Source organism: Cryobacterium fucosi (assembly GCF_004403515.1).
Taxonomy (GTDB): Bacteria; Actinomycetota; Actinomycetes; order Actinomycetales; family Microbacteriaceae; genus Cryobacterium; species Cryobacterium fucosi.
Genome location: NZ_SOHH01000087.1, coordinates 106,394 through 130,939, shown reverse-complemented (window position 1 = coordinate 130,939; position 24,546 = coordinate 106,394). Strand labels below are relative to the sequence as shown.

The 24,546-nt window shown below is 69.0% G+C and carries 20 protein-coding genes, 1 tRNA gene and 1 pseudogene; 4 read left to right on the top strand and 18 right to left on the bottom strand.

Annotated elements, in window-relative coordinates; all coding sequences use genetic code 11:
- The first annotated feature begins 48 nt into the window (after positions 1-48).
- Positions 49-2,883: an FAD-binding and (Fe-S)-binding domain-containing protein gene (locus E3T48_RS13025; protein ID WP_134524487.1), complete on the top strand. Its 2,835-nt coding sequence runs from the start codon at positions 49-51 to the stop codon at positions 2,881-2,883.
- Positions 2,884-2,929: 46 nt separating this feature from the next.
- Here the strand turns inward: E3T48_RS13025 and treZ are convergent, their stop codons facing one another.
- From treZ to E3T48_RS13005, 4 genes and pseudogenes are all read right to left on the bottom strand, one after another.
- On the bottom strand, positions 2,930-4,744 hold the full coding sequence (gene treZ, locus E3T48_RS13020; protein WP_134524465.1) for a malto-oligosyltrehalose trehalohydrolase: 1,815 nt from the start codon (positions 4,742-4,744) through the stop codon (positions 2,930-2,932).
- Positions 4,734-7,094, bottom strand: a complete 2,361-nt coding sequence (gene treY, locus E3T48_RS13015) for a malto-oligosyltrehalose synthase (RefSeq protein WP_134524464.1) — start codon at positions 7,092-7,094, stop codon at positions 4,734-4,736. Before treY ends, treZ begins: the two co-directional genes overlap by 11 nt.
- A complete protein-coding gene (gene glgX / locus E3T48_RS13010; RefSeq protein ID WP_134524463.1) occupies positions 7,091-9,397 on the bottom strand; it encodes a glycogen debranching protein GlgX in 2,307 nt (768 codons plus the stop codon). Before glgX ends, treY begins: the two co-directional genes overlap by 4 nt.
- A gap of 118 nt (positions 9,398-9,515) precedes the next feature.
- Positions 9,516-10,307: pseudogene (locus E3T48_RS13005) on the bottom strand (LLM class flavin-dependent oxidoreductase).
- Between the two features lie 146 nt (positions 10,308-10,453).
- On the opposite strand from E3T48_RS13005, the gene E3T48_RS13000 reads away from it, so the two are divergent.
- A complete protein-coding gene (locus E3T48_RS13000; RefSeq protein WP_134524462.1) occupies positions 10,454-10,639 on the top strand; it encodes a hypothetical protein in 186 nt (61 codons plus the stop codon).
- Between the two features lie 69 nt (positions 10,640-10,708).
- Here the strand turns inward: E3T48_RS13000 and E3T48_RS12995 are convergent, their stop codons facing one another.
- The 13 genes from E3T48_RS12995 to rplU form a co-directional block, all read right to left on the bottom strand.
- A complete protein-coding gene (locus E3T48_RS12995) occupies positions 10,709-11,113 on the bottom strand; it encodes a YchJ family protein (RefSeq protein WP_134524461.1) in 405 nt (134 codons plus the stop codon).
- A 74-nt stretch (positions 11,114-11,187) separates the two neighbouring features.
- Complete coding sequence (locus E3T48_RS12990; protein WP_166789732.1) at positions 11,188-12,501, bottom strand: phosphoribosyltransferase family protein; 1,314 nt, start codon at positions 12,499-12,501, stop codon at positions 11,188-11,190.
- Positions 12,502-12,649: 148 nt separating this feature from the next.
- Positions 12,650-12,722 (bottom strand) — tRNA-Ala (locus E3T48_RS12985).
- An 88-nt stretch (positions 12,723-12,810) separates the two neighbouring features.
- Positions 12,811-13,188 carry a ribosome silencing factor gene (gene rsfS / locus E3T48_RS12980; protein WP_134524459.1) on the bottom strand — a complete coding sequence of 126 codons (378 nt, stop codon included), beginning with the start codon at positions 13,186-13,188 and terminating at the stop codon, positions 12,811-12,813.
- Positions 13,189-13,225: 37 nt separating this feature from the next.
- Positions 13,226-14,203 (bottom strand): hypothetical protein, encoded by a 978-nt coding sequence (locus tag E3T48_RS12975; protein ID WP_134524458.1) that lies wholly within the window; start codon positions 14,201-14,203, stop codon positions 13,226-13,228.
- Positions 14,200-14,793 (bottom strand): nicotinate-nucleotide adenylyltransferase, encoded by a 594-nt coding sequence (nadD, locus tag E3T48_RS12970; RefSeq protein ID WP_134524457.1) that lies wholly within the window; start codon positions 14,791-14,793, stop codon positions 14,200-14,202. The genes E3T48_RS12975 and nadD overlap by 4 nt, the downstream gene beginning before the upstream one ends.
- 13 nt (positions 14,794-14,806) lie before the next feature.
- The gene (locus tag E3T48_RS12965; protein WP_134524456.1) at positions 14,807-15,007 is read right to left on the bottom strand and encodes a hypothetical protein; all 201 of its coding nucleotides are present in this window, start codon (positions 15,005-15,007) and stop codon (positions 14,807-14,809) included.
- A 69-nt stretch (positions 15,008-15,076) separates the two neighbouring features.
- Positions 15,077-16,348, bottom strand: a complete 1,272-nt coding sequence (locus E3T48_RS12960) for a glutamate-5-semialdehyde dehydrogenase (RefSeq protein WP_134524455.1) — start codon at positions 16,346-16,348, stop codon at positions 15,077-15,079.
- A gap of 42 nt (positions 16,349-16,390) precedes the next feature.
- Entirely contained in the window at positions 16,391-17,206 is an 816-nt protein-coding gene (gene proB / locus E3T48_RS12955) for a glutamate 5-kinase (protein WP_134524454.1), read from the bottom strand.
- Between the two features lie 13 nt (positions 17,207-17,219).
- Positions 17,220-18,029, bottom strand: coding sequence for a glutamate 5-kinase (proB, locus tag E3T48_RS12950; RefSeq protein WP_134524453.1), 810 nt, complete (start codon positions 18,027-18,029; stop codon positions 17,220-17,222).
- Positions 18,026-19,603, bottom strand: coding sequence for a GTPase ObgE (gene obgE / locus E3T48_RS12945; protein ID WP_134524452.1), 1,578 nt, complete (start codon positions 19,601-19,603; stop codon positions 18,026-18,028). The genes proB (E3T48_RS12950) and obgE overlap by 4 nt, the downstream gene beginning before the upstream one ends.
- A gap of 76 nt (positions 19,604-19,679) precedes the next feature.
- Positions 19,680-19,937, bottom strand: coding sequence for a 50S ribosomal protein L27 (rpmA, locus tag E3T48_RS12940; RefSeq protein ID WP_134507497.1), 258 nt, complete (start codon positions 19,935-19,937; stop codon positions 19,680-19,682).
- Positions 19,938-19,956: 19 nt separating this feature from the next.
- Positions 19,957-20,265: a 50S ribosomal protein L21 gene (rplU, locus tag E3T48_RS12935; RefSeq protein WP_134447928.1), complete on the bottom strand. Its 309-nt coding sequence runs from the start codon at positions 20,263-20,265 to the stop codon at positions 19,957-19,959.
- 198 nt (positions 20,266-20,463) lie between these two features.
- Between rplU and E3T48_RS12930 the strand changes: the two genes are divergently transcribed.
- Positions 20,464-20,754 (top strand): DUF4031 domain-containing protein, encoded by a 291-nt coding sequence (locus tag E3T48_RS12930; RefSeq protein WP_134524451.1) that lies wholly within the window; start codon positions 20,464-20,466, stop codon positions 20,752-20,754.
- Between the two features lie 120 nt (positions 20,755-20,874).
- On the opposite strand, the gene E3T48_RS12925 is transcribed toward E3T48_RS12930, so the two are convergent.
- Positions 20,875-23,532 carry an Rne/Rng family ribonuclease gene (locus E3T48_RS12925; RefSeq protein WP_134524486.1) on the bottom strand — a complete coding sequence of 886 codons (2,658 nt, stop codon included), beginning with the start codon at positions 23,530-23,532 and terminating at the stop codon, positions 20,875-20,877.
- Positions 23,533-23,810: 278 nt separating this feature from the next.
- Here E3T48_RS12925 and E3T48_RS12920 point away from each other — a divergent pair, with 278 nt between their 5' ends.
- Entirely contained in the window at positions 23,811-24,410 is a 600-nt protein-coding gene (locus tag E3T48_RS12920) for a vitamin K epoxide reductase family protein (protein WP_134524450.1), read from the top strand.
- Positions 24,411-24,546 lie beyond the last annotated feature (136 nt).

The following is a 24,546-nucleotide window of genomic DNA, read 5'->3' as shown; positions in this document are numbered from 1 at the left end:
CGCGCCGACACCGCCGCAGCGCGGCGCGAGGCCCCGACAGCCGACAGGATGCTGGTCGCCCTGCGCGCCGCGGTGTCCGATCCGGCCCAGGTCAAGACCCGTGCCATCGACCTGCACGCCAACGCCCACGACGCCTCGCACTTCCTGTTGGTGCCCCGCGTGGTCGTCGTGGCCGGGAACGCGGACGAGGTCGGCCGGCTGCTGCGTGCCAGCGCGGCGCAGGGCGTGCCGCTCACCCTCCGCTCCGGGGGCACCAGCCTCAGCGGCCAGGCCCTCACCGACGGTGTCCTCGTCGACGTGCGCCGCAACTTCAAGGCCGTCGAGGTGCTGGACGGCGGCGCCCGGGTGCGGGTGCAGCCGGGGGTCACGGTGCGGGCGCTGAACGCCCGGCTGGCGAAGTACGGCCGCAAGTTCGGCCCCGATCCGGCCAGCGAGTCCGCCTGCACCATCGGCGGAGTCGTGGCCAACAACTCCTCCGGAATGGCCTGCGGCACCGTCGACAACGCCTACCAGACCCTGGACTCGGTCACGGTCGTGCTGCCCAGCGGCACCGTCATCGATACCGGGGCGACGGATGCCGACGCGCGCCTTCGCGCCCTCGAACCGGCGTTGCACGACGGTCTGCTGCGCCTGGCGAAAAGGGTCAAGGGCAACCCGGCCTCCGTGGCGACCATCCGGCACCAGTTCTCGATGAAGAACACCATGGGCTACGGCCTGAACTCCCTGCTCGATTTCGACCGGCCCGTGGACATCCTTGCCCACCTGATCGTCGGCAGCGAGGGCACCCTCGGGTTCGTGGCGGAGGCGGTCTTCCGCACCATCGCACGACCGACCCACACCTCGACGGGTCTGCTGGTCTTCCCCGACCTGGAGGCCGCGAACGCGGCCCTGCCCGCCCTGGTGGCAACGGGCGCCGCCACCCTGGAACTGATGGACGCCCTCTCCCTCAAGGTCGGCCAGGGTCTGGACGACGTTCCGCCGGTGGTGCGGGACCTGCAGGTCGAGAACCACGCCGCGCTGCTGATGGAATACCAGACCGAAAGTCTGGAACGTCTGGAGGAGCTTCAGCACGCCGGAACCGGGATCCTGCCCGGTCTCGGGCTGAGCGCCCCGGTCGAGTTCACCGCCGACTCCGCCGCCCGGGCCCAGCTCTGGCACCTGCGGAAGGGACTCTACGCCTCCGTCGCCGGCGCCCGCCCGCAGGGCACCACCGCCCTGCTCGAGGATGTCGTCGTGCCGGTCGACGCGCTGGGACGCACCTGCGTCGAGCTGATCCGCCTGTTCGACAGGTACCAGTACCGGAACAGCGTCATCTTCGGTCACGCCAAAGACGGCAACATCCACTTCATGCTCACCGACGGCTTCACCGGCAAGACCGAACTGGAACGCTACAGCGCCTTCACCGAGGACATGGTCGACCTGGTGCTCGGCGAGGGCGGCTCGCTCAAGGCCGAACACGGCACCGGCCGGGTGATGGCCCCCTACGTGCGACGCCAGTACGGCGACGAACTCTACGACGTCATGCGGTCGCTCAAGGTGCTGTTCGACCCCGCCGGGATGCTCAATCCCGGGGTGCTCATCAACGACGACCCCGAGGTGCACCTGCGCGACATCAAGCTGGTGCCGCCGGTGGCGGAGGTCGTCGACGCCTGCGTGTCCTGCGGCTACTGCGAACCGGTCTGCCCGAGCCGGGACCTCACCCTGACCCCGCGGCAGCGCATCGTCACCCTGCGCGCGATCGAGCAGGCCCGGCGGGACGGCGACCTGGCCCTGGCCGCGGAGATCGAAAAGGACTACGCCTACGAGGGCGTCGAGACCTGTGCGGTGGACGGCATGTGCCAGACCGCGTGCCCGGTCAACATCAATACCGGCACCATGATGAAGCAGCTGCGGCGCGGCGCGGCCGGCTGGCTCGCGAACGGCGTCTGGAACCTCGCCGCCGGCAACTGGGGGGCCGTCACCCGTGGCGCCGGGCTGGCGCTCACCGTGGTGCGGAAGGTCCCGACCCCCGTGGTGACGGTTCCCAACGTGCTCGGCCGGGTGGTGCTCGGCGCTGATACGCTCCCGCTCTACTCCGGCGAACTGCCCGGCGGCGGCGGCTCCCGCACCCGCCCGGAACCGAGCCTCGCTCCGGAGGCCGTCTACTTTCCCGCCTGCGTGCAGACCATGTTCGGTCCGGCAACGGAGGGGACTCCCGGGGTGCAGGTCAGCTTCGAGCAGCTGTGCGACCGGGCCGGGATCACCCTGCTCGTCCCGCCGGGCATCGACGGGCTCTGCTGCGGCACGCCGTGGTCCTCCAAGGGGATGCAGGCCGGCGAGGCGACCATGCGGTCCAAGACCCTCGCGGCCCTCCATACGGCCACCCGGGGCGGCGACCTCGTCATCGTCTGCGACGCGTCGTCCTGCACGGAGGGGCTGCGGCAGACCATCGCAGCCGACCCGAGCCCACATCCGCTGCGGGTGATCGACGCCGTCGAGTTCGCGGCCGAGCGCATCCTCCCCGGCCTTCCGGAGTACCGGAAGATCGAGTCCCTCGCGCTGCACCCGACCTGTTCGTCCACCCGGCTGGGCATCAACGACTCGCTCCAGGCTCTGGCCGGAGGCATCGCCGAGACGGTCAGCGTGCCGGAGAACTGGGGCTGCTGCGGCTTCGCGGGAGACCGAGGGATGCTGCACCCGGAGCTCACGGAATCCGCCACCCGCGCACAGGCAGCCGATGTCGCCGCGATGGGCGCCACGGCGTTCGCATCCTGCAACCGCACCTGCGAGCTCGGGCTGACCCGGGCAACCGGCAAGGAGTACCGTCACCTGCTCGAGTTGCTCGAGGAGGTCACCAAACCCGCTCCCGCCGCGGTCGCGGCAGTCTCATCCGCCCAACCGTGAGAGGTGCCGCACGAAGGCGGAATGCTCCGAACTCACCGATGGGCGGTCAGGGGGTGCCCAGAACCGCGACGGAGTGCGGCGCGAGCAGCACCTCCGTCGCGTCGCGACCTTGGACGGCCTCCCCCGCCGCCGCGAAGGATGCCAGCACGGCCGGGGCATCCGTCGGCACCTGACGGGCCTCCGTGCCGAGGTTGACCAGGATCTCGGTGTCGCCGCGGCAGAGCCGCAGCCAGCGGCCGGTCTCGTCGAAGTGCGCCGCTGTGCGGTTCAAGCGCGGGTCGGTGAACTCAGGCCGCCTGCGGCGCAGCTCGACCAGGGCCTGGTAGAACGCGAGCAGGCGGGCATTGTCCGGCCGGACGGCCTCGGTCCAATCCAGCTTGGAGCGGATGAACGTGGCCGGGTCCTGGGGGTCGGGCACCAGGGCCGGGTCCCAGCCCATCCGGGCGAACTCGTTGATCCGGCCCTTCCTGGTGGCCTCGCCGAGCTCGGGCTCCGGATGCGAGGTGAAGAACTGCCAGGGTGTGCGCGCTCCCCATTCCTCGCCCATGAACAGCATCGGCGTGAACGGGCCGAGCAGGGTCAGTGTCGCCGCGATGGCGAGCTGGCCGAGGTCGAGCTGGGCTCCCAGCCGGTCGCCGATTGCGCGGTTGCCGATCTGGTCGTGGTTCTGGCTGGCGACGACGAGGCGCCAGGCCGGCATCCGTTCGGTGTCGATCGGGCGGCCGTGGGTGCGTGCCCGGAAGGAGGAGAAGGTGCCGTCGTGGAAGAAGCCGTGGGTGAGCACCTTCGCGAGGGCGCCGAGCGGTTCGAAGTCGGCGTAGTAGCCCGTGGTTTCCCCGGTCAGGGCCACGTGCACCGCGTGGTGGAAGTCGTCGCTCCACTGGCCGGTAAGCCCGTAACCGCCGGCCTCCCGGGGGGTGATCAGGCGCGGGTCGTTGAGATCCGACTCGGCGACCAGACTGAGCGGGCGGCCGACGTGCGCGCTCAGGGCCTCGACCTCGATGGACAGTTCCTCGAGCAGGTGGGTGGCCCTCTCATCGTGCAGGGCGTGCACCGCGTCCAGGCGCAGGCCGTCGACCTGGTAGTCACCGAGCCACATCAGGGCGTTGTCGATGATGTAGCGTCGCACCTCGTCGGAGTCCGGGCCGTCCAGGTTCAGGGACGAACCCCAGGTGTTCCCGGCGGCGGCGCTCAGGTAGGGCCCGAACTTCGCCAGGTAGTTTCCGCTCGGCCCGAGGTGGTTGTAGACGACGTCCTGGATGACGCCGATGCCGGCCCGGTGGCACGCCTCGACGAAGCGCCGGTAGGCGGCCGGGCCACCGTAGTCCTCGTGCACCGCGTACCAGAGCACGCCGTCGTAGCCCCAGTTGTGGCTGCCGTTGAACGCGTTCACGGGGAGGAGCTCGACGAAGTCCACGCCGATCGAGGCCAGGTGGGCCAGCTTCCCGGCCGCGGCGTCGAGTGTTCCCTCGGGGGTGAACGTGCCGAGGTGCAGCTCGTAGATGGTGCTTCCGGCCAGCAGGCGGCCGGTCCAGGCGTGGCCGGACCCGGACTGGCCGGCCCCGGTCCTGGCATCGAGAGGTTCGACGGATTCGACGGTCCGCGACAGCCCGTGCACGCCGTTCGGCTGGTGCCGCGAGCGAGGGTCGGGGAACGGCCCCTCGCCGTCGACCCGGAAGCCGTAGTCGAGGGGGCCGGATGCCCCGGGCCGCGGCGCCCGCCACCAGCCGTCCCCGCCCCGGGTCATCGGCAGGGTGGCGTCGGCGAGCACCAGCTCGACCAGGGCCGCGGCCGGGGCCCAGATCTCGAAGGACTCGCCGCTATCGAAGGAATCGCCGCCCTCGAAGGATTCACTGGGCATGTCGGCCGCCTTTCGTCGGTTCGCGCTGGTCGGTGTCGTCCTCGGTCACGAGCAGCGCCACCGGGTAGCGTGCCAGCAGGTCGGCCAGCCTGATCGGCCCGCCCTCGAAGCGCGTGCCGGTCAGAAGGTCGACGACCGGGCGGCCGGCGAGCACGATTGTCGTGTCCCCCCAACCGCCCGCGTCGGCCAGGCCGAGCGGCAGCCGGGTGGCGACCGTGACGGTCTCGCCGCGGTCGAAGGCGATGACGTGTCCGGCCCCGGCTCCGAACGCGGGGACCGGCGCGTAGCGGAAGAACCGGCCCGGCTCGTCGCGGCGCAGTCGCAGGGCCCGGGTGGTGACCAGGAGTTTCGCGGCGCCGGTCTCATCGACCTCTGGCAACCATCCGTCGTCGATCCGCGCCAGGTACTCGCGCCGGAGCGCGTAGTCGACGGGGCGCCGGTTGTCGGGGTCGACCAGGGAGGTCTCCCACAGTTCGCTGCCCTGGTACACGTCGGGGACGCCGGAGGTGGTGAGCTGTACCAGCTTGGCGGAGAGGGAGTTGCTCCAGCCTGCCTGCCGCACCCGGTCGACGAAACCGCTGATCGTGCCCGCGACGTCCTCGTTCCCGGCCGTTGAAGCGGCGAGGTCGCGCAGGGCCTCTTCGAAGGCATCGTTCCGGTCGGTCCAGGTGGTCGAGGTTCCGGCCTCCCGTGCGGCCTTCTCCGCGTAGGCGGCGAGGCGTTCGGGGCTCGCCGGCCAGGCGCCGATCACGGCCTGCCAGAGCAGGTTCTCGAACGGGGCGTCGCCGAGCGGAACCGCCGAGCGGAGCGAACCCAGGGCCGCCACCCACTCCGCGGGGATCTCGGCGAGCACGTTGATCCTGGCCCGCACGTCTTCGCCGCGTTTGGTGTCGTGGGTGGAGAGCGTGGTCATCGAGCCGGGCAGTGTGGCCTGGCGCAGTTGCTGGCGGCGGTGGAACTCGGCCGGGTCGATCGCGAACTCCGACGGGTCGGCGCCTACCTCGTTGAGCGAGGTCAGCCGGCTGTACCGGTAGTAGGCGGTGTCCTCGACGCCCTTGGCCATCACCATTCCGGAGGTCTGCTGGAACCTGACGGCGGCCGGATGCCCCGGGTCGGCCAGCACGGGCAGCAGCGCGTCGATCGTCGACGCCAGTTCCGGGCGTCGGGCGACGGCCAGTCGTGCGGCGGTGTGCAGCCGCTCGATGCCGACCGGAAGGTAGGAGCGGTAGACCGGGAAGCAGGCGAGCAGTTCGGCGATCGCGTCGGCAGGATCGGATATCTCCGGCACCAGCCGGGCCAGGCGCAACACCTCGGCGCGCAGGGTCTGGTCGGCGATGGTGCGCTTGTCGGCGTGCACCAGCTCCTCCCAGTCGAGGGTCTCCGCGCCGTCCTCGAGGCGCCCGGCCTCGACCTGGAGGCGCACTTCGAGGGAGTCAAGGGGGTCTTCCCCGGCCGGGTCGACGAGGACGCGGTCGAAGTCTCCCAGCGCGTCGTAGCCGGTGGTGCCGCTGGTGGCCCAGTTGGCCGGCAGCTGCTCCTGGCCCTCGAGGATCTTCTCGACCAGGACATAGGCTCCCCCGGTGGCCGCGCGCAGCCCGTCGAGGTAGCCGCCCGGATCGGCCAGGCCGTCGGGGTGGTCGACCCGCAGCCCGTGCACGAGACCGTCCCGCACCCAGCGCAGGATCTCCCGGTGCGATTCCTCGAACACCCAGGGCACTTCCACCCGGATCCCGGCCAGGCTATTCACGGCGAAGAAGCGCCGGTAGTTCAGGTCGGCGTCGGCGCGGCGCCAGCTGACGAACTCGTAGTGCTGGCGGGAGTGCACGGTGACGGCGTCCGCCCCGTCCTCGGCGCTGCCGGGCACGAGCGGGAACCGGTTGTCGAAGTAGCGCAGTTCGTCGCCGACGACCTCGAGCCGGTCGAGCTCGTGGTCGCCGTCGCCGAGCACGGGGAGCAGGATGCGGCCGGCTCCGGCCTCCCAATCCACGTCGAATGCCTCGGCGAAACGGGAGTCCCGGCCGGCCGCGAGCAGGTCCCACCACCAGGCGTTGTGCCGTGGTGTGGCGACCCCGACATGGTTGGGCACGATGTCGACGAGGATGCCGCGTCCCGCGCCCGTTGCGGCGGTCCCGAGTCGAAGGAGGGCCTCCGGTCCGCCGCGCACCGGGTCGACGGTGGAGTGGTCGACGACGTCGTAGCCGTGGTCGGAGCCGACCTCGGCCGCGAGGAGCGGCGAGAGGTAGAGCCAGTCCGCGCCCAGGGCCGTGACGTAGTCGAGGACGCCCGCCGCGGCATCCAGGTCGAAGTCGGCCGTGATCTGGAGCCGGTAGGTCGAGAGTGGGATCCTCACGCGGTTCCCTCCGGCTTGGTGCGGGGCTTCCGCACTCTCTTCACCGGCTTCACGGCAGGTTCGGCCGCTGCCGCGGCTTCGGCTTCGGCTTCGACGGCTTCCGGTGCGGCGGCATCCGCCACGACGTTCGCCGGAATCGGCGAACCAGCCAGAGCCGCGAGGGAGGCCGCGACGGAGTGGTCGGGGGCGGTTTCCGGCGGCTGGTAGGCGCGCAGCACCACGAGCGATCGGGACCACACGGTCTGCACCGCCCCGGCGGCGTGCGGCACGGCGTCGGCGCCCTCCCCCGCGGTGTCGACGACGATCTCCCAGGCCGGCGCGTAGTCGGCGGGTGGCAGGGTGAAGTCCACGTCGTCGGGGTCTGCGTTGAAGATCAGGAGGAAGTTGACGTCGGTGACGTTCTCACCGCGGGAGTTCCGCTCCCGGATTCCGAGCCCGTTCAGGAACATGCCCACGGTGCGGGCCCGGTTCTCGTCCCAGTCCTGCGACTGCATCTCCTGGCCGTCGCTGTTCAGCCAGACGATGTCGGGCAAGGAGTCCCCCTCGGCCCGCTTGCCGGGGTGGCCGTCGAAGAATCGGCTGCGCCGGAACGTGGGGTGGTCCTTCCGGAGGCGCGACACGGCCGCCGTGAATTCGATCAACGGGTGGTCGGCCTCGTCCCAGTGGATCCAGCTCAGCTCGGAGTCCTGCGCGTAGGTGTTGTTGTTGCCCTGCTGGGTTCGGCCGAGCTCGTCCCCGTGCAGGATCATCGGCACCCCCTGGGAGAGCAGCATGGTCGCCAGGAAGTTGCGGTGCTGCCTGGCCCGCAGGGACCGGACCTCCGGGTCGTCGGTCGGGCCTTCTGCGCCCATGTTCCAGGACCGGTTGTGGGACTCGCCGTCCTTGTTTCCCTCGCCGTTGGCGTCGTTGTGCTTCTCGTTGTAGGAGACGAGGTCGGAGAGGGTGAATCCGTCGTGCGCGGTGACGAAGTTGATCGAGGCCACCGGTCGGCGACCGGAGTGCTCGTAGAGGTCGGCGGAGCCGGTGATGCGCGACGCGAACTCGCCCAGCGTTGACGGCTCGCCGCGCCAGAAGTCGCGAACGGTGTCGCGGTACTGCCCGTTCCACTCCGTCCACTGGGCGGGGAAGTTGCCGACCTGATAGCCGCCGGGGCCGACATCCCACGGTTCGGCGATGAGTTTGACCTGGGACACGATCGGATCCTGCTGCACGAGCTCGAAGAAGGTCGAGAGCTTGTCGACGTCGTACAGGTCGCGGGCCAGCGCCGAGGCGAGGTCGAACCGGAAACCGTCGACGTGCATCTCGATCACCCAGTACCGCAGCGAGTCCATGATCAGCTGCAGGGAGTGAGGATGCCGCACATTCAGGGTGTTCCCGGTGCCGGTGTAGTCCATGTAGTAGCGCTTGTCGTCGTCCATCAGCCGGTAATAGGCCTGGTTGTCGATGCCCTTGAACGAGATGGTCGGGCCGAGGTGGTTCCCCTCCGCCGTGTGGTTGTAGACCACGTCGAGGATGACCTCGATGCCCGCGTCGTGCAGGCTGCGCACCATTCCCTTGAACTCCTGCACCTGTTGGCCGCGGTCGCCGGTCGACGAGTACGCGTTGTGCGGGGAGAAGAAGCCAATGGTGTTGTAGCCCCAGTAGTTGTTCAGCCCCTTCTCTTCGAGGGTGCCGTCGTTGACGAACTGGTGCACCGGCATCAGCTCGATGGCGGTGACGCCGAGCTTCTGCAGGTGGTCGATGACCGACGGATGCGCGACCCCCGCGTAGGTGCCACGCTGGGATTCCGGCACGAGTTCCTGCAACCTGGTGAGCCCCTTCACGTGGGCCTCGTAGATCAGCGATTCGCTGTAGGGCGTGCGCAGCGGGCGGTCGCCCACCCAGTCGAAGAACGGGTTGACGACGACGCCGAGCATCATGTGCGGCGCGGAGTCGTCGTCGTTGCGGGAATCGGGGTCACCGAAGTTGTAGGAGAACAGCGACGGGTCCCAGTCGATGGTGCCGCAGGTGGCCTTCGCGTACGGGTCGAGCAGCAGCTTGTTCGGGTTGGCGCGCTGCCCGTTCGCCGGGTCGTAGTCGCCGTGGACGCGGTAGCCGTAGCGCTGGCCTGGCTGCACGAGCGGGAGGTAGCAGTGCCAGATGTACGCGCTGGACTCGATGACGTCGATGCGCGTCTCGCCCCCGTCGTCGTCGAACAGACAGAGTTCCACCCTGGTGGCGGCCTCGCTGAAGAGGGCGAAGTTCGTTCCGCTCCCGTCATAGGTGGCGCCGAGCGGGTAAGCAGTTCCAGGCCAGGTTTCCAAGGGACTCCTCAGGGATTTTCGGATCGATACAGGTGCCCGGCGGCGGCCGCAGAGCACATCAGTACGCTACCGTCTCCGGGAGTCCAGCACCTCATTCACTGCCGCCGCGAAAGCCGAATCAGGCCAGCTGCTCGCGCACCAGCGGGGCCACCTGGGTGCCATAGAGCTCAATGCTGGTCATCAGCTTCTCGTGGGCCAGCGTACCGATGCTGTACTTGAGGTCGAAGCGCGACAGGCCCAGGCCTTTCGCAACAGAAGCGATCTTGGTCGCGACGGTCTCGGGTGAACCGACGAAGAGGGCGCCGTCGGGGCCGGCGTCGTGCTCGAACTGTTCCCGGCTGACCGGGCCCCAGCCTCGTTCACGTCCGATCCGCTCCTGCATGGCGGCGTAGTGCGGCCACATTTCCTCGCGCGCCAGGCATCCGTCGCCGCGATGTACCCCGGGGAGTGCTCGCCGATCGGCTGGGTCGGCTTCTCGAACCGTGCGAGGGCGCGGTGGTACAGGTCGACCAACGGCTTGAACGCGAGCGGCGAACCGCCGATGACGGCCAGCATGAGGGGCAGGCCGTAGTGCGCGGCACGCACGACGGACTGCGGGCTGCCGCCCACCCCGACCCAGGTGCGGAGCGAACCGGACTCGGTCGGCGGGTAGACGCTCTGGTTCTTCAGCGCGCCCCGCGTTTCCCCGGCCCAGGTCACGGGCTCCTCCTTGAGCAGTTCGGTGAAGAGGTTGAGCTTCTCCTCGAAGAGGAGCTCGTACTGGTCCGAAGAAGTCCAGCCCGACCTGGTCGGCGAGCACCGCTTCGGCGACCACGTTTCGCAGCACCTGCGGCTGGGGAAGCAACTGCCCCGCGGCATCGAAGGTGACGTCCCCGAATGTGTCCAGTCCCAGTTCGATCTCCGGCGCCATCGTGGTGCTCCTCAGGTCAATTTGCATGCAAATGCATTTAACAGGGGAACCGTGCCGTCGCGGGACTTATTCCGGACCGTCAGATCCACTTTTCCTGTCTGCGCGGCGAGCAACACCACGGCCACCAATCACGCCATAATCGAGCCATGCAGCCTGATGCCTCCGCACCGACGCCGAAGGAGCTCACCGCGGCGCGGGCCGACCTCGAGCGCTGGTCGCACTACTCAGCCCACCCCGGTTTCATCGCGAAGGCCGGTGGGCAGGACGCGTTCGACGCGGAGCATGAGCGCCGACTCCGTCATGTCACCGAGCTGGATTCCCGTCAGCGCTGAGCCCACTCAGGGACGCGATGTCCGGCGGTCATCCGGCAGGTGCGCGAGCTCCCCGCCACGCGTCACGGATCAGTCCGATGCGTCCAGGTAGAGCCAGCGGCGATCCACCCGCACGAACCGGCTCACTTCGTGCTGCCGGCTGCGGATGCCGCCCGCGCGACACTGCGCCGTGAACTCCACCACCCCGTCGGTGTCGAACGGGCCCCCGCGCTCGGTCCGTTCGACGTCGAGGCGCGTCCAGACGAGGGTGGCGTCGAGCTCGAATGCGGGGGGCCGGGTGCTCGGATGCCAGGTCGAGAGCAGGTAGCCGACGTCGCCGACCGCGAAGGCGCTGTACCGGGAGCGCATCAGCCGTTCGGCGGTGGGAGCGATCGCGAGGCTGTCGTGCAGCGGCCCGCAGCAGTCCGAATAGGAATCGCCGCTCTGGCACGGGCACCGGCCCGGACGTGAGGCTGTCGTTTCACGGGTCGGCACAGTCCCATTATCGGCCACGACCGGCCGGCGATCAAAACGGATGCCGCGGCATCCGCGGCCGGCCGATTCTGGCCTCAGGACCCCGTCGGCTCGGCAATGAGGTACCGGGAGAACCAGTCGGCGGCCAGGTTGGCCGCGGCGGCCAGCGTTCCCGGTTCCTCGAACAGGTGCGTGGCACCGTCCACGACCGTGAGCCGGCTTCGGCAGTGCAGCCGGGCCTTGGCCTGCCGGTTGAGTTCGAGCACGACCTCGTCTGCTCCGCCAACGATAAGCAGCGTCGGGGCCTGCACCAGCGGCAGCCGGGCTCCGGCCAGGTCGGGTCGTCCGCCGCGGGAGACGATCGCCGAGATGTCGCTGCCCGGTTCCGCCGCCGCCCAGAGCGCCGCGCCCGCGCCGGTGCTTGCGCCGAAGTAGCCGATCCGGAACTGCGCCGTCTCGGGGCGGTGCCGCAGCCACGCGGTTGCCGCGGTCAGCCGGTTCGCGAGCAGTTCGATGTCGAAGACGTTCGATCGGTTCGGCTCCTCATCGGCGGTGAGAAGGTCCAGGAGCAGGGTCCCGAGGCCGGCCCGGAGAAGCACCTCCGCGACGAACTGGTTGCGCGGGCTGTGCCGGCTGCTGCCGCTGCCGTGCGCGAAGACCACGATCCCGGCGGCACCCTCCGGCAGGCGCAGATGGCCTTCCAGGAGCACCCCGTCCGCGGGGATCTCGACGTCGCGAGCCACGTCGTCGCCCACGACCCGGCCGTTGCGCATCCGCTTGGCTGCCGCGTCCAGGAGCACCACCACCTCCTCGTCGCTGGTCGCGGAGAAGTCCCGGTAGTGATTGCCGACGGCGACCAGTTGGCGGGGCGCGAGGACGCAGACGACCTCGTCGGCCCCGGGGTGGTTCCCGACCGTCTCCGCCGGCACCACAGGCGCCGCCATGATCACGGTCGCCGCGCCGAGGTGACGGGCCACATCACAGGCCACCCGGGCCGTGGAGCCCGTGGCTATGCCGTCGTCGACGATGACAACGGTACGCCCGGTCAGATCCAGCCGCTCCCTGCCCATTCGGAGGCTGGCCACGCGTTCATCCAGTAGTGTTCGCTCCCGGCGCTCTACCGTGCCGAGTTCCTCGGCGGTCACGCCGGTGAGAGTGAGCACCTCCGGGTTCAGCACGCGTGCCCCGCCTTCGCCGATCGCCCCCATGGCGAGTTCGGGTTGGTACGGAACCCCGAGCTTGCGCACCACGATGACGTCGAGCGGCGCGTGCAGGGCCTCGGCAACCGCGAACGCGACGGGGACGCCGCCGCGCGGCAGGCCGAGCACGACCACATCCCGGTCGCGCAGATGGAGCAGGCGTTCGGCGAGTTGGCTACCCGCATCCACGCGATCGGCGAAGACGACCATCGTCTCGAACCTCCTTGATCGGGCGCGAATGATTGCGCTCCCGCACATCATCCCCCCGACCTTCGCTCCCCGACAGGGTCCGGGTCCGTCCGCACAAAAAAAGACCCGCTGAGTGAGCGGGTCTTCCTTGTCAAACGGTGCTACTCGGTGGATCCGAGGGGATTCGAACCCCTGACCCCCTGCATGCCATGCAGGTGCGCTACCAGCTGCGCCACGGACCCGAATTGTGTTTCGGCCGGATTCCATTTCACCGGGCCCGAAACAACTTCTCTAGGCTACTACATCCCCGGCCCGGTTGGGTACCAACCACTACTCCTGGGCCTTGTGCGCGGGCAACTCGATCGGAACGACCGGGCAGTCCTTCCACAGTCGCTCGAGGGAATAGTAGACCCGTTCCTCTTCATGGAAGACGTGAACGACGAGGTCGCCGAAGTCGACGAGGATCCAACGACCCTCGGCGCGGCCCTCGCGACGCAGGGGCTTGTGGCCGGCCTCCGTGAGCTTGTCTTCGATCTCGCCGGCGATGGCCACGACGTTGCGCTCTGAGCGCCCGGTGACAATCAGGAAGATGTCCGCAAGCGGAAGGGGATTCGAGACGTCGATGGCGACGAGGTCCTCCCCCGCCTTCGAGTCTGCGGCCGCAGCGGCCAGCTTGAGGAGCTCGAGAGCATGGGCAGAAGCTGTCATCGAATGGATCCCTGAGTTAGTGAGAGCGAATGAAATGTCATTGGAAAATCTTGAAGACGTAGCCGGCGATGAAGAGTGCGACGACACCGAGGGCGAGCACGCCGACGGTGATCGCCAGGACGGTGGGCAGGGTCATCCCGCGCTTGGGTGGCGGCGCCATGACGCCCCTGGTCGAAGCGTGGGTACTGACGGCGCGGCTCGCGCTCACCGGCGCGACATCGCTGTGGTGACCGCTCTCGTCGAGCTGGTCGAGCATGTGGTCCATTTCGGCGGAGTCGAACAGGTTCGGATGCGCACCGGTCGACCCGAGGCTGCGCGGCAGGTCGATCGACCCGGTGATCATGATCTCGCCCGTGCTGGTGAGCGGCCCCGAGGTCGCGCCCTGGTGCGGGATCGACGGCAGGATGAGTGCGTTCGTGGTCGTCGGGATTCCGCCGGCGCTGATGCCGCGGGACATGAGCTGGTCGAACGGTTCGATCGGCGATCCGCCGGGAATGGAACCGTCGTCTTCGTCACGGTCGAGGGACCAGTGTCCCACCGGCGGGTGGAGCACGCCGGGGCGAGCCCGGGCCGACGAGGAGGACGAAGACTTCGATTCGACGAGGAACTCGACGGGAGCGGGCTGCTTGACCGGGGCAGCCTCGGTCTGGCCCGATTCGGACTGGCCCGATTCGGACTGGCCCGATTCGGACTGGCCCGATTCGTCGTCGTGGCCCTGGGCCGGCTGCAGGGCGCGCAGTTCACGCCGGGTCAGGGTTCGTTCGGGGACGGGCTGGCGCGGGGCGTTGACGGCGGCGGCCCAGCCGGACTTCGTCGCGGGCGGGGCGAACGCGGAGGCGACGGCGGGTTCGTCGGGCGCCGCGGCCGGAGCCTCCCGCTGTGCCGGGGTGGACCCGGAGGAGTGAGTGGGAAGATGGCCCGACGGATGCTGGTCCGCCGAGGCAGGCTCGTGCCCCTGGGCCAACTCGCGCGCTTGACGACGCGTCAGTGGCTGTGGGTCATTACCCAACGTCATGCCACACTCCGATACAGATGATGCTTTGAGATGTACTGGACGACCCCATCGGGGACCAGATACCAGACCGGGAACCCCCGATTCACACGTGCCCGGCAGTCTGTGGACGAGATGGCCAAAGCCGGAACCTCCAATAAGCTTACGTCCTGGTTGGGCAATCCCGAAACGCTGAGCTCATGTCCCGGACGACTCACAGCCACGAAGTGGGCAAGGTCCCAGAGCTCCTGGACGTCTTTCCAGCTCAGGATCTGCCGGATCGCGTCGGCCCCCGTGATGAAGAAGAGTTCGGCGTCCGGACGCTGGGCGTGCAGGTCGCGGAGGGTGTCGATCGTGTAGGTGGGCCCGGTACGGTCGATGTCGACCCGGCTCACCGTGAACCGCGGATTCGACGCCGTCGCGATCACCGTCATCAGGTAGCGGTGCTCGCTGACCGTGACATCGGGCTTCTGCCACGGCTGCCCGGTGGGCACGAAGACCACCTCGTCGAGGTCGAAGCTCTGTGCCACCTCACTGGCGGCGACGAGGTGCCCGTGGTGGATCGGGTCGAAGGTGCCGCCCATCACACCGATTCTCAGGCGGCGCGCCGGCATCGGAACGACGACCTCAGTGGCCGGCGCGCGCGCCGCCGTGGGCGTCGGCGTATGCCTTCGCCTTGGCCTGGTGGCGGCTCGCCACGTCACGGTACGACCAGACGACGACGCCGAGCGCTCCGAAGATCACGAGCGCGATCAGGCCGTAGACGAACGTCGGCATGGGCAGGGCGACGGTTTCGACCTGCGCGAGCACTACGTTCAGGAACGACATGGGTTCTCCATTCAAAGGCGATTCAGGGGTGCCCGGCAAGGGACGAGTCCGTCAGTATTCTAGTGGGGCCTACGCCCGCACCTGGCCCGAGCCACGCACGATCCACTTGGTGCTGGTGAGCTCCGGCAGGCCCATCGGCCCCCTGGCGTGCAGTTTCTGGGTCGAAATGCCCACCTCGGCGCCGAATCCGAACTCGCCGCCATCGGTGAACCGGGTGGAGGCGTTGACCATGACGGCGGCGGAGTCGACCTCGGCCAGGAAACGTTCGGCGTTGACGACGTCGTTGGTGATGATCGATTCGGTGTGCCCGGTCGAATAGCGACGGATGTGCGCGATCGCGTCGTCGAGGGAGTCGACCACGGCCACGGAGACCTCGAGGCCCATGTACTCGGTGCCCCAGTCGTCCTCCGCCGCCGGCACGGCGGCCGGGAAGATCTCCTGCACCCGCGGGTCGCCGTGGATGGTGACGCCGGATGCCGCGAGCTTCGCGAGCACGCCGGGGAGCAGCCGCGCTGCGGCGTCCCGGTGAACGAGCAGGGTTTCGAGGGAGTTGCAGACGCTGGGCCGCTGCACCTTCGAGTTGTGCACGATCTCCACCGCCCAGTCCGCGTTTGCGCTCTCGTCGAGGAAAATGTGCACGACGCCGGCGCCGGTCTCGATCACGGGCACCTTCGACTGGTTCACCACGGCCTGGATCAGGCCGGCACTTCCCCGGGGGATGAGCACATCGACATGGCCGCGGGCCTGCATCAGTTCGGTGGCCCCATCGCGCCCGAACGGGTCGATCGTCTGCACCGACTCGGCGGGCAGCCCTGCCGAACCGATCGCCTGCTGGAGAAGGCCGACGAGGACCCGATTGGTGTTCTCCGCGGCGGATCCGCCACGGAGCACGACGGCGTTGCCGCTCTTGAGGGCGATCGCGGCGATGTCGACGGTGACGTTGGGCCGAGCCTCGTAGATGACCCCGACCACGCCGAAGGGCACGCGCACCTGGCTGATCCTGATGCCGTTGGGCAGGCTTCTCCCCCGCACCACCTCGCCGATCGGGTCGGTGAGCAGGGCGATCTGTTCGACGGCGGCGGCGAGCCCGTCGATCCGGGCCTCGTCCAGCATGAGGCGGTCGAGCATACCGGCGGACAGTCCGTTTTCGCGGCCGGCGGCCAGGTCTGCCCGGTTGGCGGCGATGATGCCGGGGACGTTTGCGCGCAGCGCGGCGGAAACGGCGGACAGCGCCCGGTTCTTCGCCTGGGTGGGCGCTGCGGCGAGGGAAACCGACGCCCGCCGGGACGCCTCGAGGATGGGCGTGAGCTGGACCGTATCGGTCAGGGTCTGTGAGGACATCCCGGCAGTGTACGCGACGGGGCTGGCCCGCGGCTGGGTGAGCTACCCGACCGGGCGGCCGGAGGGCGGGCCGTGCGCTCCGGCGCTCGGTTCGAACCAGGTTCCGACGAGGTCCCCGCGGAGCGCCTCGGCGACCAGCGCTGTCGAGGTGACCAGCACGGCGGTGCCGGCGTCGGCCGCGATCCGGGCCGCGGACACCTTGGTGCCCGCTCCCCCGGTGCCCACGCCGGAACGGCTCGCGCCGAACTCGACCCCGTGCAGCCGGTCGCCGGCAACGACGTGGGAGATCTGCTCGGCACCTGGCAGGTGCGGCGGCCGGGTGTAGAGCGCATCGACGTCGCTGAGCAGCACGAGCAGGTCCGCCTTGATCAGGGTGGCGACGAGGGCGGCGAGCCGGTCGTTGTCGCCGAAGCGGATCTCGTGGGTCGCGACGGTGTCGTTCTCGTTCACGATCGGCAGGATGCGCAGCCCGAGCAGCCGGTCCATGGCGCGGTGCGCGTTGCTGCGGTGCGACGGGTTCTCGAGGTCGCCGGCCGTGAGGAGCACCTGGCCGGCGACGATGTCGTATCGATCGAGGCTGTCCTGGTAGCGGAAGATCAGCAGGTTCTGGCCGACGGATGCCGCGGCCTGCTGGGTGGCGAGGTCCGTGGGCCGTTCGTCGAGCTGGAGGTAGGGCATCCCGGTGGCAATGGCGCCGGAAGAGACCAGCACGATTTCCGCGCCGCGCCCGTGGGCGGCCGCGAGGGCGTCGACCAGCGGAGCGATCTGGCCGGCGTTGGCACCGCTGATCGAGGACGAGCCGACCTTGACGACGATGCGCGCCGCCGACCCGATCTGGTGCCGTGCGAGCACGCTCATTCCCAGGCCCGGCTCACAGGAGTGCGCGCCCCGGTGCGGTGGGCATCGGCTCGAACCAGGTGCCGACCTCCTCGCCGCGGAGTGCGTCCGCGGCCAGCGCGGTGGCGGTCACGAGTACGGCGGTGCCAGCGGACGCGGCCAGCCTGGCCGCCTTCACCTTGGTGTTGGCACCGCCGGTTCCGACGCCGCCCGACGCCTTGGTCGCCCCGAACTCCATGCCGGCGAGTTCCTCGTCGAACCCGATGTGGTCGATCCGTTCGGCGCCGGGCAGGTGTGGGGGCCTGGTGTAGAGGGAGTCCACATCACTGAGCAGGAGCAGCAGGTCGGCCCGGATGAGCACGGAGAGCATCGCAGCGAGGCGGTCGTTGTCGCCGAACCGCAGCCCGTAGGTGGCGACGGTGTCGTTCTCGTTCACGATCGGCATGATCCGCAGGTCGAGGAGCCGGTTCACCGCGCGGCGGGTGTTGCTGCGGTGCGGTTCGTTGAGGAGGTCTCCCTCGGTGAGCAGCACCTGGCCCGCGGCGATGCCGTGCCGGTCCAGGGTTTCCTGATAGCGGGCGGTGAGCACGTTCTGCCCCACGGAGGCGGCCGCCTGCTGGGTGGCCAGGTCGCTCGGGCGCCCGTCCAGGTTCAGGTAGCTCATCCCGCTCGCGACGGCCCCTGACGACACCAGGACCACCTCGACGCCGTGGCCGTGCGTCTCCGCGAGGGCCTCGATCAGCGGGGCGATCTGGTCGGCGTTGTCACCGCTGATCGAGGAGGACCCGACCTTCACCACGATCCGCCGGGCGGAAGACACCTGGGCGCGGGCACGGGCGCTCATTCGGACTCGCCTTCCTGCCGTCCCTTCACCGGGACGGAACCGTCGCCGGTCACGTCGCCGTTGAATTCCTCTTCGCCGGTGGACCACATGCCGGCTTCGCGTTCCCGGATGAGCTCGGCGCGGGCGGCCGCCTTGGCGTCCATCCGTCCGAAGTACTCTTCACGGCGCTCGTTGCTCGTGCGTCGCTTGGAATCGTCGAGCCGGGTGTCCGTTCCGCGGGGAGCGGTGATCAACTCGGCGGTGGAGGTGAGCGTGGGCTCCCAGTCGAAGACGACTCCGTTGCCGGGGCCGATGATGACCGTGGACCCGGCGATGGCGCCGGCCTTGAACAGTTCGTTCTCGATCCCGAGCTTGGCAAGCCGGTCCGCGAGGAACCCGACCGCTTCGTCGTTGGTGAAGTCGGTCTGCTGCACCCAGCGTTCGGGCTTGGTGCCGATGATCCGGTAGATGTTGCCGAACGAACCGCCCTCGACCTTGACGACGAATCCGCTGTCGTCGACCGCCTTCGGCCGGATGATGATGCGCGGCCTGGCGGCCTGCGTCGCCGCTGCTTCGACCCGTCCGGCTTCGACGACCTCGGCCAGCGCGTAGTTGAGCGCGCGGAGGCCCTCGTGGCTGACCGTGGAGATCTCGAACACGCGGTAGCCACGCGCCTCGAGGTCGCCCTTGACGAAGTCCGCGAGTTCGCGGGCCTCCGGCACGTCGATCTTGTTCAGTGCGATGAGCTGCGGCCGGTCGAGCAGCGGCCGCTGGCCGTCTGGGACCGGGTATGCGGCCAGTTCGCCGAGGATGACGTCGAGGTCGCTGAGCGGATCCCGGTCAGGGTCGAGGGTGGCGCAGTCGAGGATGTGCAGCAACGCGGTGCAGCGCTCGACGTGCCGGAGGAACTCGAGCCCGAGTCCCTTGCCCTCGCTGGCGCCCTCGATCAGTCCGGGAACGTCTGCGACGGTGTACCGCACCTCGCCGGCGTCGACGACGCCGAGGTTGGGGTGCAGGGTGGTGAAGGGGTAGTCGGCGATCTTGGGGCGCGCGGCCGAGATCGCGGCGATCAGGCTGGACTTGCCGGCCGACGGGTAGCCGACGAGCGCGACATCCGCCACGGTCTTGAGCTCGAGCTGGATGTCGCCTTCCCAGCCGTAGGTGCCGAGGAGCGCGAAACCGGGGGCCTTGCGCTTGGTCGAGGCGAGGGCGGCGTTGCCGAGCCCGCCCTGGCCGCCGGGGGCGACGACGATGCGGAAGCCGGGTTCCGTCATGTCCGCGAGTTCAGTGCCCTCGGCGTCCTTGACGACGGTGCCCAGCGGGACGGAGAGCTCCATCAGGTCACTGGCGTAGCCGGCGCGGTGGTCGCCCATTCCGGGGCCGCCGTTGGAGGAGCTGCGGTGTGGTGAACGGTGGTAGCCGAGCAGTGTCGTCACCTGGGGGTCGGCAACGAGCACGATGTCGCCGCCGTTTCCGCCGTTTCCGCCGTCGGGACCGGCGAGGGGCTTGAACTTCTCCCGCTTGACGGAGACACAGCCGTTCCCTCCATTGCCCGCTCTCAGGTGCAGCGTGACGTGGTCAACGAATGTGGCCATGGGGTGCCCCTTTCAGGTGGCGAAAACACGTCAGGGCGAGCCGAAGCCCGCCCTGACGTTCAAGAGTTGTGGATGCCTACGCGGCAGCCACCACGATGTTGACGACCTTGCGGCCGCCCTTTGCGCCGAACTCAACCGAGCCGGACTCCAGGGCGAAGAGCGTGTCGTCTCCACCGCGGCCGACGTTGACACCGGGGTGGAAGTGCGTGCCGCGCTGACGAACGATGATCTCGCCCGCGCTGACAACCTGACCACCGAACCGCTTCACGCCGAGGCGCTGGGCGTTGGAGTCGCGACCGTTGCGAGTGGAACTCGCACCTTTTTTGTGTGCCATCTGTTCTTCTCCTCAGGCCTTAGGCGATGCCGGTGACCTGAACGCGAGTGAGCTCCTGACGGTGCCCCTGACGCTTCTTGTACCCGGTCTTGTTCTTGAACTTCTGGATGACGATCTTCGGACCACGGAGGTCGTTGAGAACCTCGGCGGTGACCGTGACCTTGGCCAGCGACTTCGAGTCAGAGGTGATCTTGTCGCCGTCGACGAGAAGCACGGCGGCCAGCTCGACGTTGCCGTCCTTATCAGCCTTGATTCGGTCCATCGTGACGATGGTCCCGACCTCTACCTTCTCCTGCCGCCCACCGGCGCGCACAACTGCGTAAACCACGTTACGTACCTAACTCTGGGGAGCCGTGAGGCCCCGATTCCTAAGATGGAAAGTTACTGCGTTGAACGAGCCAAGCCGGCTCGTCGCCGTCAGAAAACCTTGGTGACCGCGCGGGCTCAGGCCCATCGCACACCAACAGTCGACTTTAGCGGATCCTCCTGCCCCGGTCAAACCGAACCGGGAACATAGAATCTGGTGATGACCGTATTGATCGACCGACCCATGTGGCCCGCCCACGGCACCGTCTGGTCGCATCTGGTCAGCGACGCCTCGCTGGACGAATTGCACGCCTTCGCGGCCGCCAACGAGATTCCCCGGCGCGGATTCGACCTCGACCACTACGACGTGCCGGCGCGTCGATACGACGCCCTGGTGGCCGCCGGGGCGCATCCGGTCGGCAACCGGGAGTTGGTGCTGCGCCTGCGCGCGAGCGGACTCAGGGTGTCGGCCAGGGAACGTGCGAATCGTGCGGAGCACCCGGCTCCCTGACCGTCGGCGGCGGGGGCCCTGGAGAACCGAACCTCGGGGCCCTGCGCCTCAACCCGGAGCGACCGATGACGGCCAGGCCGAAGCCGTGCCCTCCATCGGTCGCCTGGTGAGGCCGAGCCGCTACTGCTGCTTCTCGTTCCCAGGGGTCATGATGGGCTGCACCGTGGCGGTCGAGCCGCCGGCGGTGGTGACGCGGCGGCTGCGCGATCGACCCTGACCGGGCTGTTTGGGCTCGGGGAGAGCCTCGAGCACCGAGTCGAGGAGTTGGTCGGTGACCTGCTTGCTGACCGTTCGCCGGCTGCGCGGGGACTTCTTGACCGGGATGTCGAGGATGGCCACGGACTCCGAGGCGTCGTCGATCAGGGGCACGGATGCCGCAGCCTCCGCCTCGCTTGCCGCGACCGAGGTCGACGTCGCCGTCTCGGTCGTCGCCTCGTCGACCGTTGCCGCGATCGGGTTTGCCTCGATGGCCGGGACCACCGTGATGGAACCGGTCAGGGAGCGGGTGATGGTGCGCGCCGCGATCAGTGCGAGGGCGTGCTTGGCATCCTCGGTGATCCCGTGGGTGCCGGCGGTGGACTTGGCCTGCTCCGACTGCTGCGTGCCGGCGGTGTTGCCGCCACGGTGACCGCTGTCGTTGCCGCTCCGGTGGCCGTTGTCGCCGCCGCGGTTGTCGCCGCCACGGTTGCCGTTGTCTCCGTTGCCGCCGTTGCTGCCCGATTTGCTGCGCGGGCGACGCTCCATGGCGGGCTGCGCGGTCTGGCGGTGCTTGACGACCGGGTCGTGGTGGATGATGATTCCACGGCCGGCGCAGGCTTCGCAGTTCTCGCTGAACGATTCGAGCAGTCCGAGCCCGAGCTTCTTACGGGTCATCTGCACGAGGCCGAGCGAGGTGACTTCGGCCACCTGGTGCTTGGTGCGGTCGCGGCTGAGGCATTCCAGCATCCGTCGGAGCACGAGGTCCCGGTTGGTCTCGAGCACCATGTCGATGAAGTCGACGACGATGATTCCGCCGATGTCGCGCAGGCGCAGCTGGCGCACGATCTCCTCGGCCGCTTCGAGGTTGTTCTTGGTGACGGTCTCTTCGAGGTTGCCGCCGGAGCCGACGAACTTGCCCGTGTTGACGTCGACGACCGTCATGGCCTCGGTGCGGTCGATCACGAGTGATCCACCAGACGGCAGCCAGACCTTGCGGTCGAGGGCCTTCTCGATCTGCTCCGAGATGCGGTATTCGTCGAAGGCGTCGACCTCGCCCTCGTAGCGCTCGACGCGCTCGACCAGGTCGGGGGCCACCTGGCGCAGGTAGGCCTCGATGACCTCACGAGAGTCGTCGCCGGAGATGACCATCTTCTGGAAGTCCTCGTTGAAGACATCCCGCACGATCTTGATCAGCAGGTCGGGCTCGCTGTGCAGCAGTGCCGGCGCCTGGACGGTGTCGACCTGCTTGGCGATGGACGCCCACTGCGAGGTGAGACGGTTCACGTCGAGGGTCAGCTGCTCGTCGGTGGCGCCCTCGGCGGCGGTGCGCACGATGACGCCCACGTTGTCGGGGAGAACCTCCTTGAGGATCTTCTTCAGGCGGGCCCGCTCGGTGTCGGGCAGCTTACGGCTGATCCCGTTCATCGAGCCGTTGGGCACGTAGACGAGGTAGCGGCCCGGGAGGGAGACCTGGCTGGTCAGGCGGGCGCCCTTGTGGCCGATCGGGTCCTTGGTGACCTGCACGAGCACCTTGTCGCCCGGCTTGAGCGCGAGTTCGATCCGACGGGCCTGGCTGCTGTTGCCCGAGCTCTCCGCGGCGGCATCCCAGTCGACCTCGCCGGAGTAGAGCACGGCGTTGCGGCCGCGGCCGATGTCGACGAACGCGGCTTCCATACTGGGGAGCACGTTCTGCACCCGGCCGAGGTAGACGTTGCCGATGAGCGAGGCATCCTGGTTCTTGGCCACGTAGTGCTCGACGAGGACGCCGTCTTCGAGGACGCCGATCTGGATCTTGTTGTGCTTGGCGCGCACGACCATGACCCGGTCGACTGCCTCGCGGCGGGCGAGGAACTCGGCCTCGGTGATCACGGGGCGGCGACGGCCGGCATCCCGGCCATCGCGGCGGCGCTGCTTCTTGGCCTCGAGCCGGGTGGAACCCTTGATCCGCTGAGGTTCGGTGATCAGTTCCGGTTCGCGCGGGGTGCGCACCCGAACGACGGTGTTCGCCGGGTCGTCCGAGCCGGAGCGGCCTTCGTCGCCGGTGCGGCGGCGGGCGCGGCGGCGCACGGTCGACGCCTCATCGCCGTCGTCGTCCTGATCCTGACGCTGGTTGTCCTGGCGGCCGTCCTGGCGGAAACCGTCCTGGCGGAAACCGTCCTGGCGGGAGGCACCCTGTCGGGCACCGGTGCGGGCCGGGAGCGGGAGGATGTTCGGTGCCTGGAAGAGGAGGGAGGTCGACGGGCGTCGCACCTCGGCCTGCTCGACGGGCGGGGTCGTGAGGTCCACGGTGTCGTCCTGTTCCGCTGGGGTCTGGGGCTGGGCCTCGAAAGCGGTGTTCGATGCGGCCGGCTCATCGGTGGTGGTTGCGGCACTGCTGCGCGCCGCACTGGTTCTGGTCGCACGGGTCGGCGCGGCGCCTGCCGGTGCCGCGGCTTCCGTGGCCTGGGCGGCATCCGTCACAACGGGCTGTGGCTCGGCGGCCACCTCCGGCGTGGTCGGTGCTGCCGCGGATGCCCGTCGGCTGGTCCTCCGACCGCCGAATAGTCCCTTGCGCTTCTTGTTTTCGTTGTCTTCCACCATCACTGGTGCGCTCCTTGACCGGTTTTGGGCGACCGCGCCACCCATCCGGCTACTCTCGTGCGAGGCTTCTGCTTGCGCACAAGCCTCGGAAATCCTCTTCGTTCGCAACCGGCTCCTGGCTCTGATTGCTAATACCTTTGGTCGTGGGACCAATGAATCTGGGCTTTCGCCGCCCATTAGGCCTTCTCTGGCATCAGCTTGAGCGCGGCTCAAGCGACTTCCTTGATTATCGCATGCATTCTCAGGATCACACGCGAGGCGCATGACATAATCCGAGGGTGCCACAGCCCGAGACGTCCAAGCGCCCCGTTGGGCTCGCCATCTTCCTTGTCGTCGGCGGTGTGATCGCCCTGATCGCGGCCTTCCTGCTCACCCTCGACAAGTTCCACATCCTCGAGGATCCCCAGGCCCAGCTGTCCTGCAACTTCAGCGTGCTCGTGGGCTGCAGCACCAACCTGGGCTCGTGGCAGGGCGCCATCTTCGGCTTCCCGAACCCGCTGATCGGCCTCGTGGGCTGGAGCGTCGTGATCGCGATCGGGGCCGGCATCCTCGCCGGGGCCCGGTTCGCCCGCTGGTTCTGGATCGGCCTCAACGTGGGCGTGACCGGCGCGATCGCGCTGGTGGTCTGGCTGATGGGCCAGAGCTTCTTCGTGCTGGACGTGCTCTGCCCGTGGTGCATGGTGACCTGGGTCGTGACCATTCCGGTCTTCCTCGCGGTCACGCTGCACAACCTCAGGGAGGGGAACCTGCCGGCATCCGCCGCGGTGCGCCGCTTCGCCGCCGGAGCCTATTCCTGGATCGTCGTGATCACGATCGGCTTCTACCTGGTGGCCGCGACCATCGCCCAGGTGCAGATGGACTTCCTGCACCGCCTCTAGCCCGCTCCCCCTCCACCGCTGCCCTGCCTCACCACCGCTGCCCTGCCTCGCCTGGGGCAGCACCCGCCGCCACCCCGCGCGGGCAATACGGCGGCGAACCGAGCCGCAGCACGGAGGGCGAGCAGGCCTCAGACCT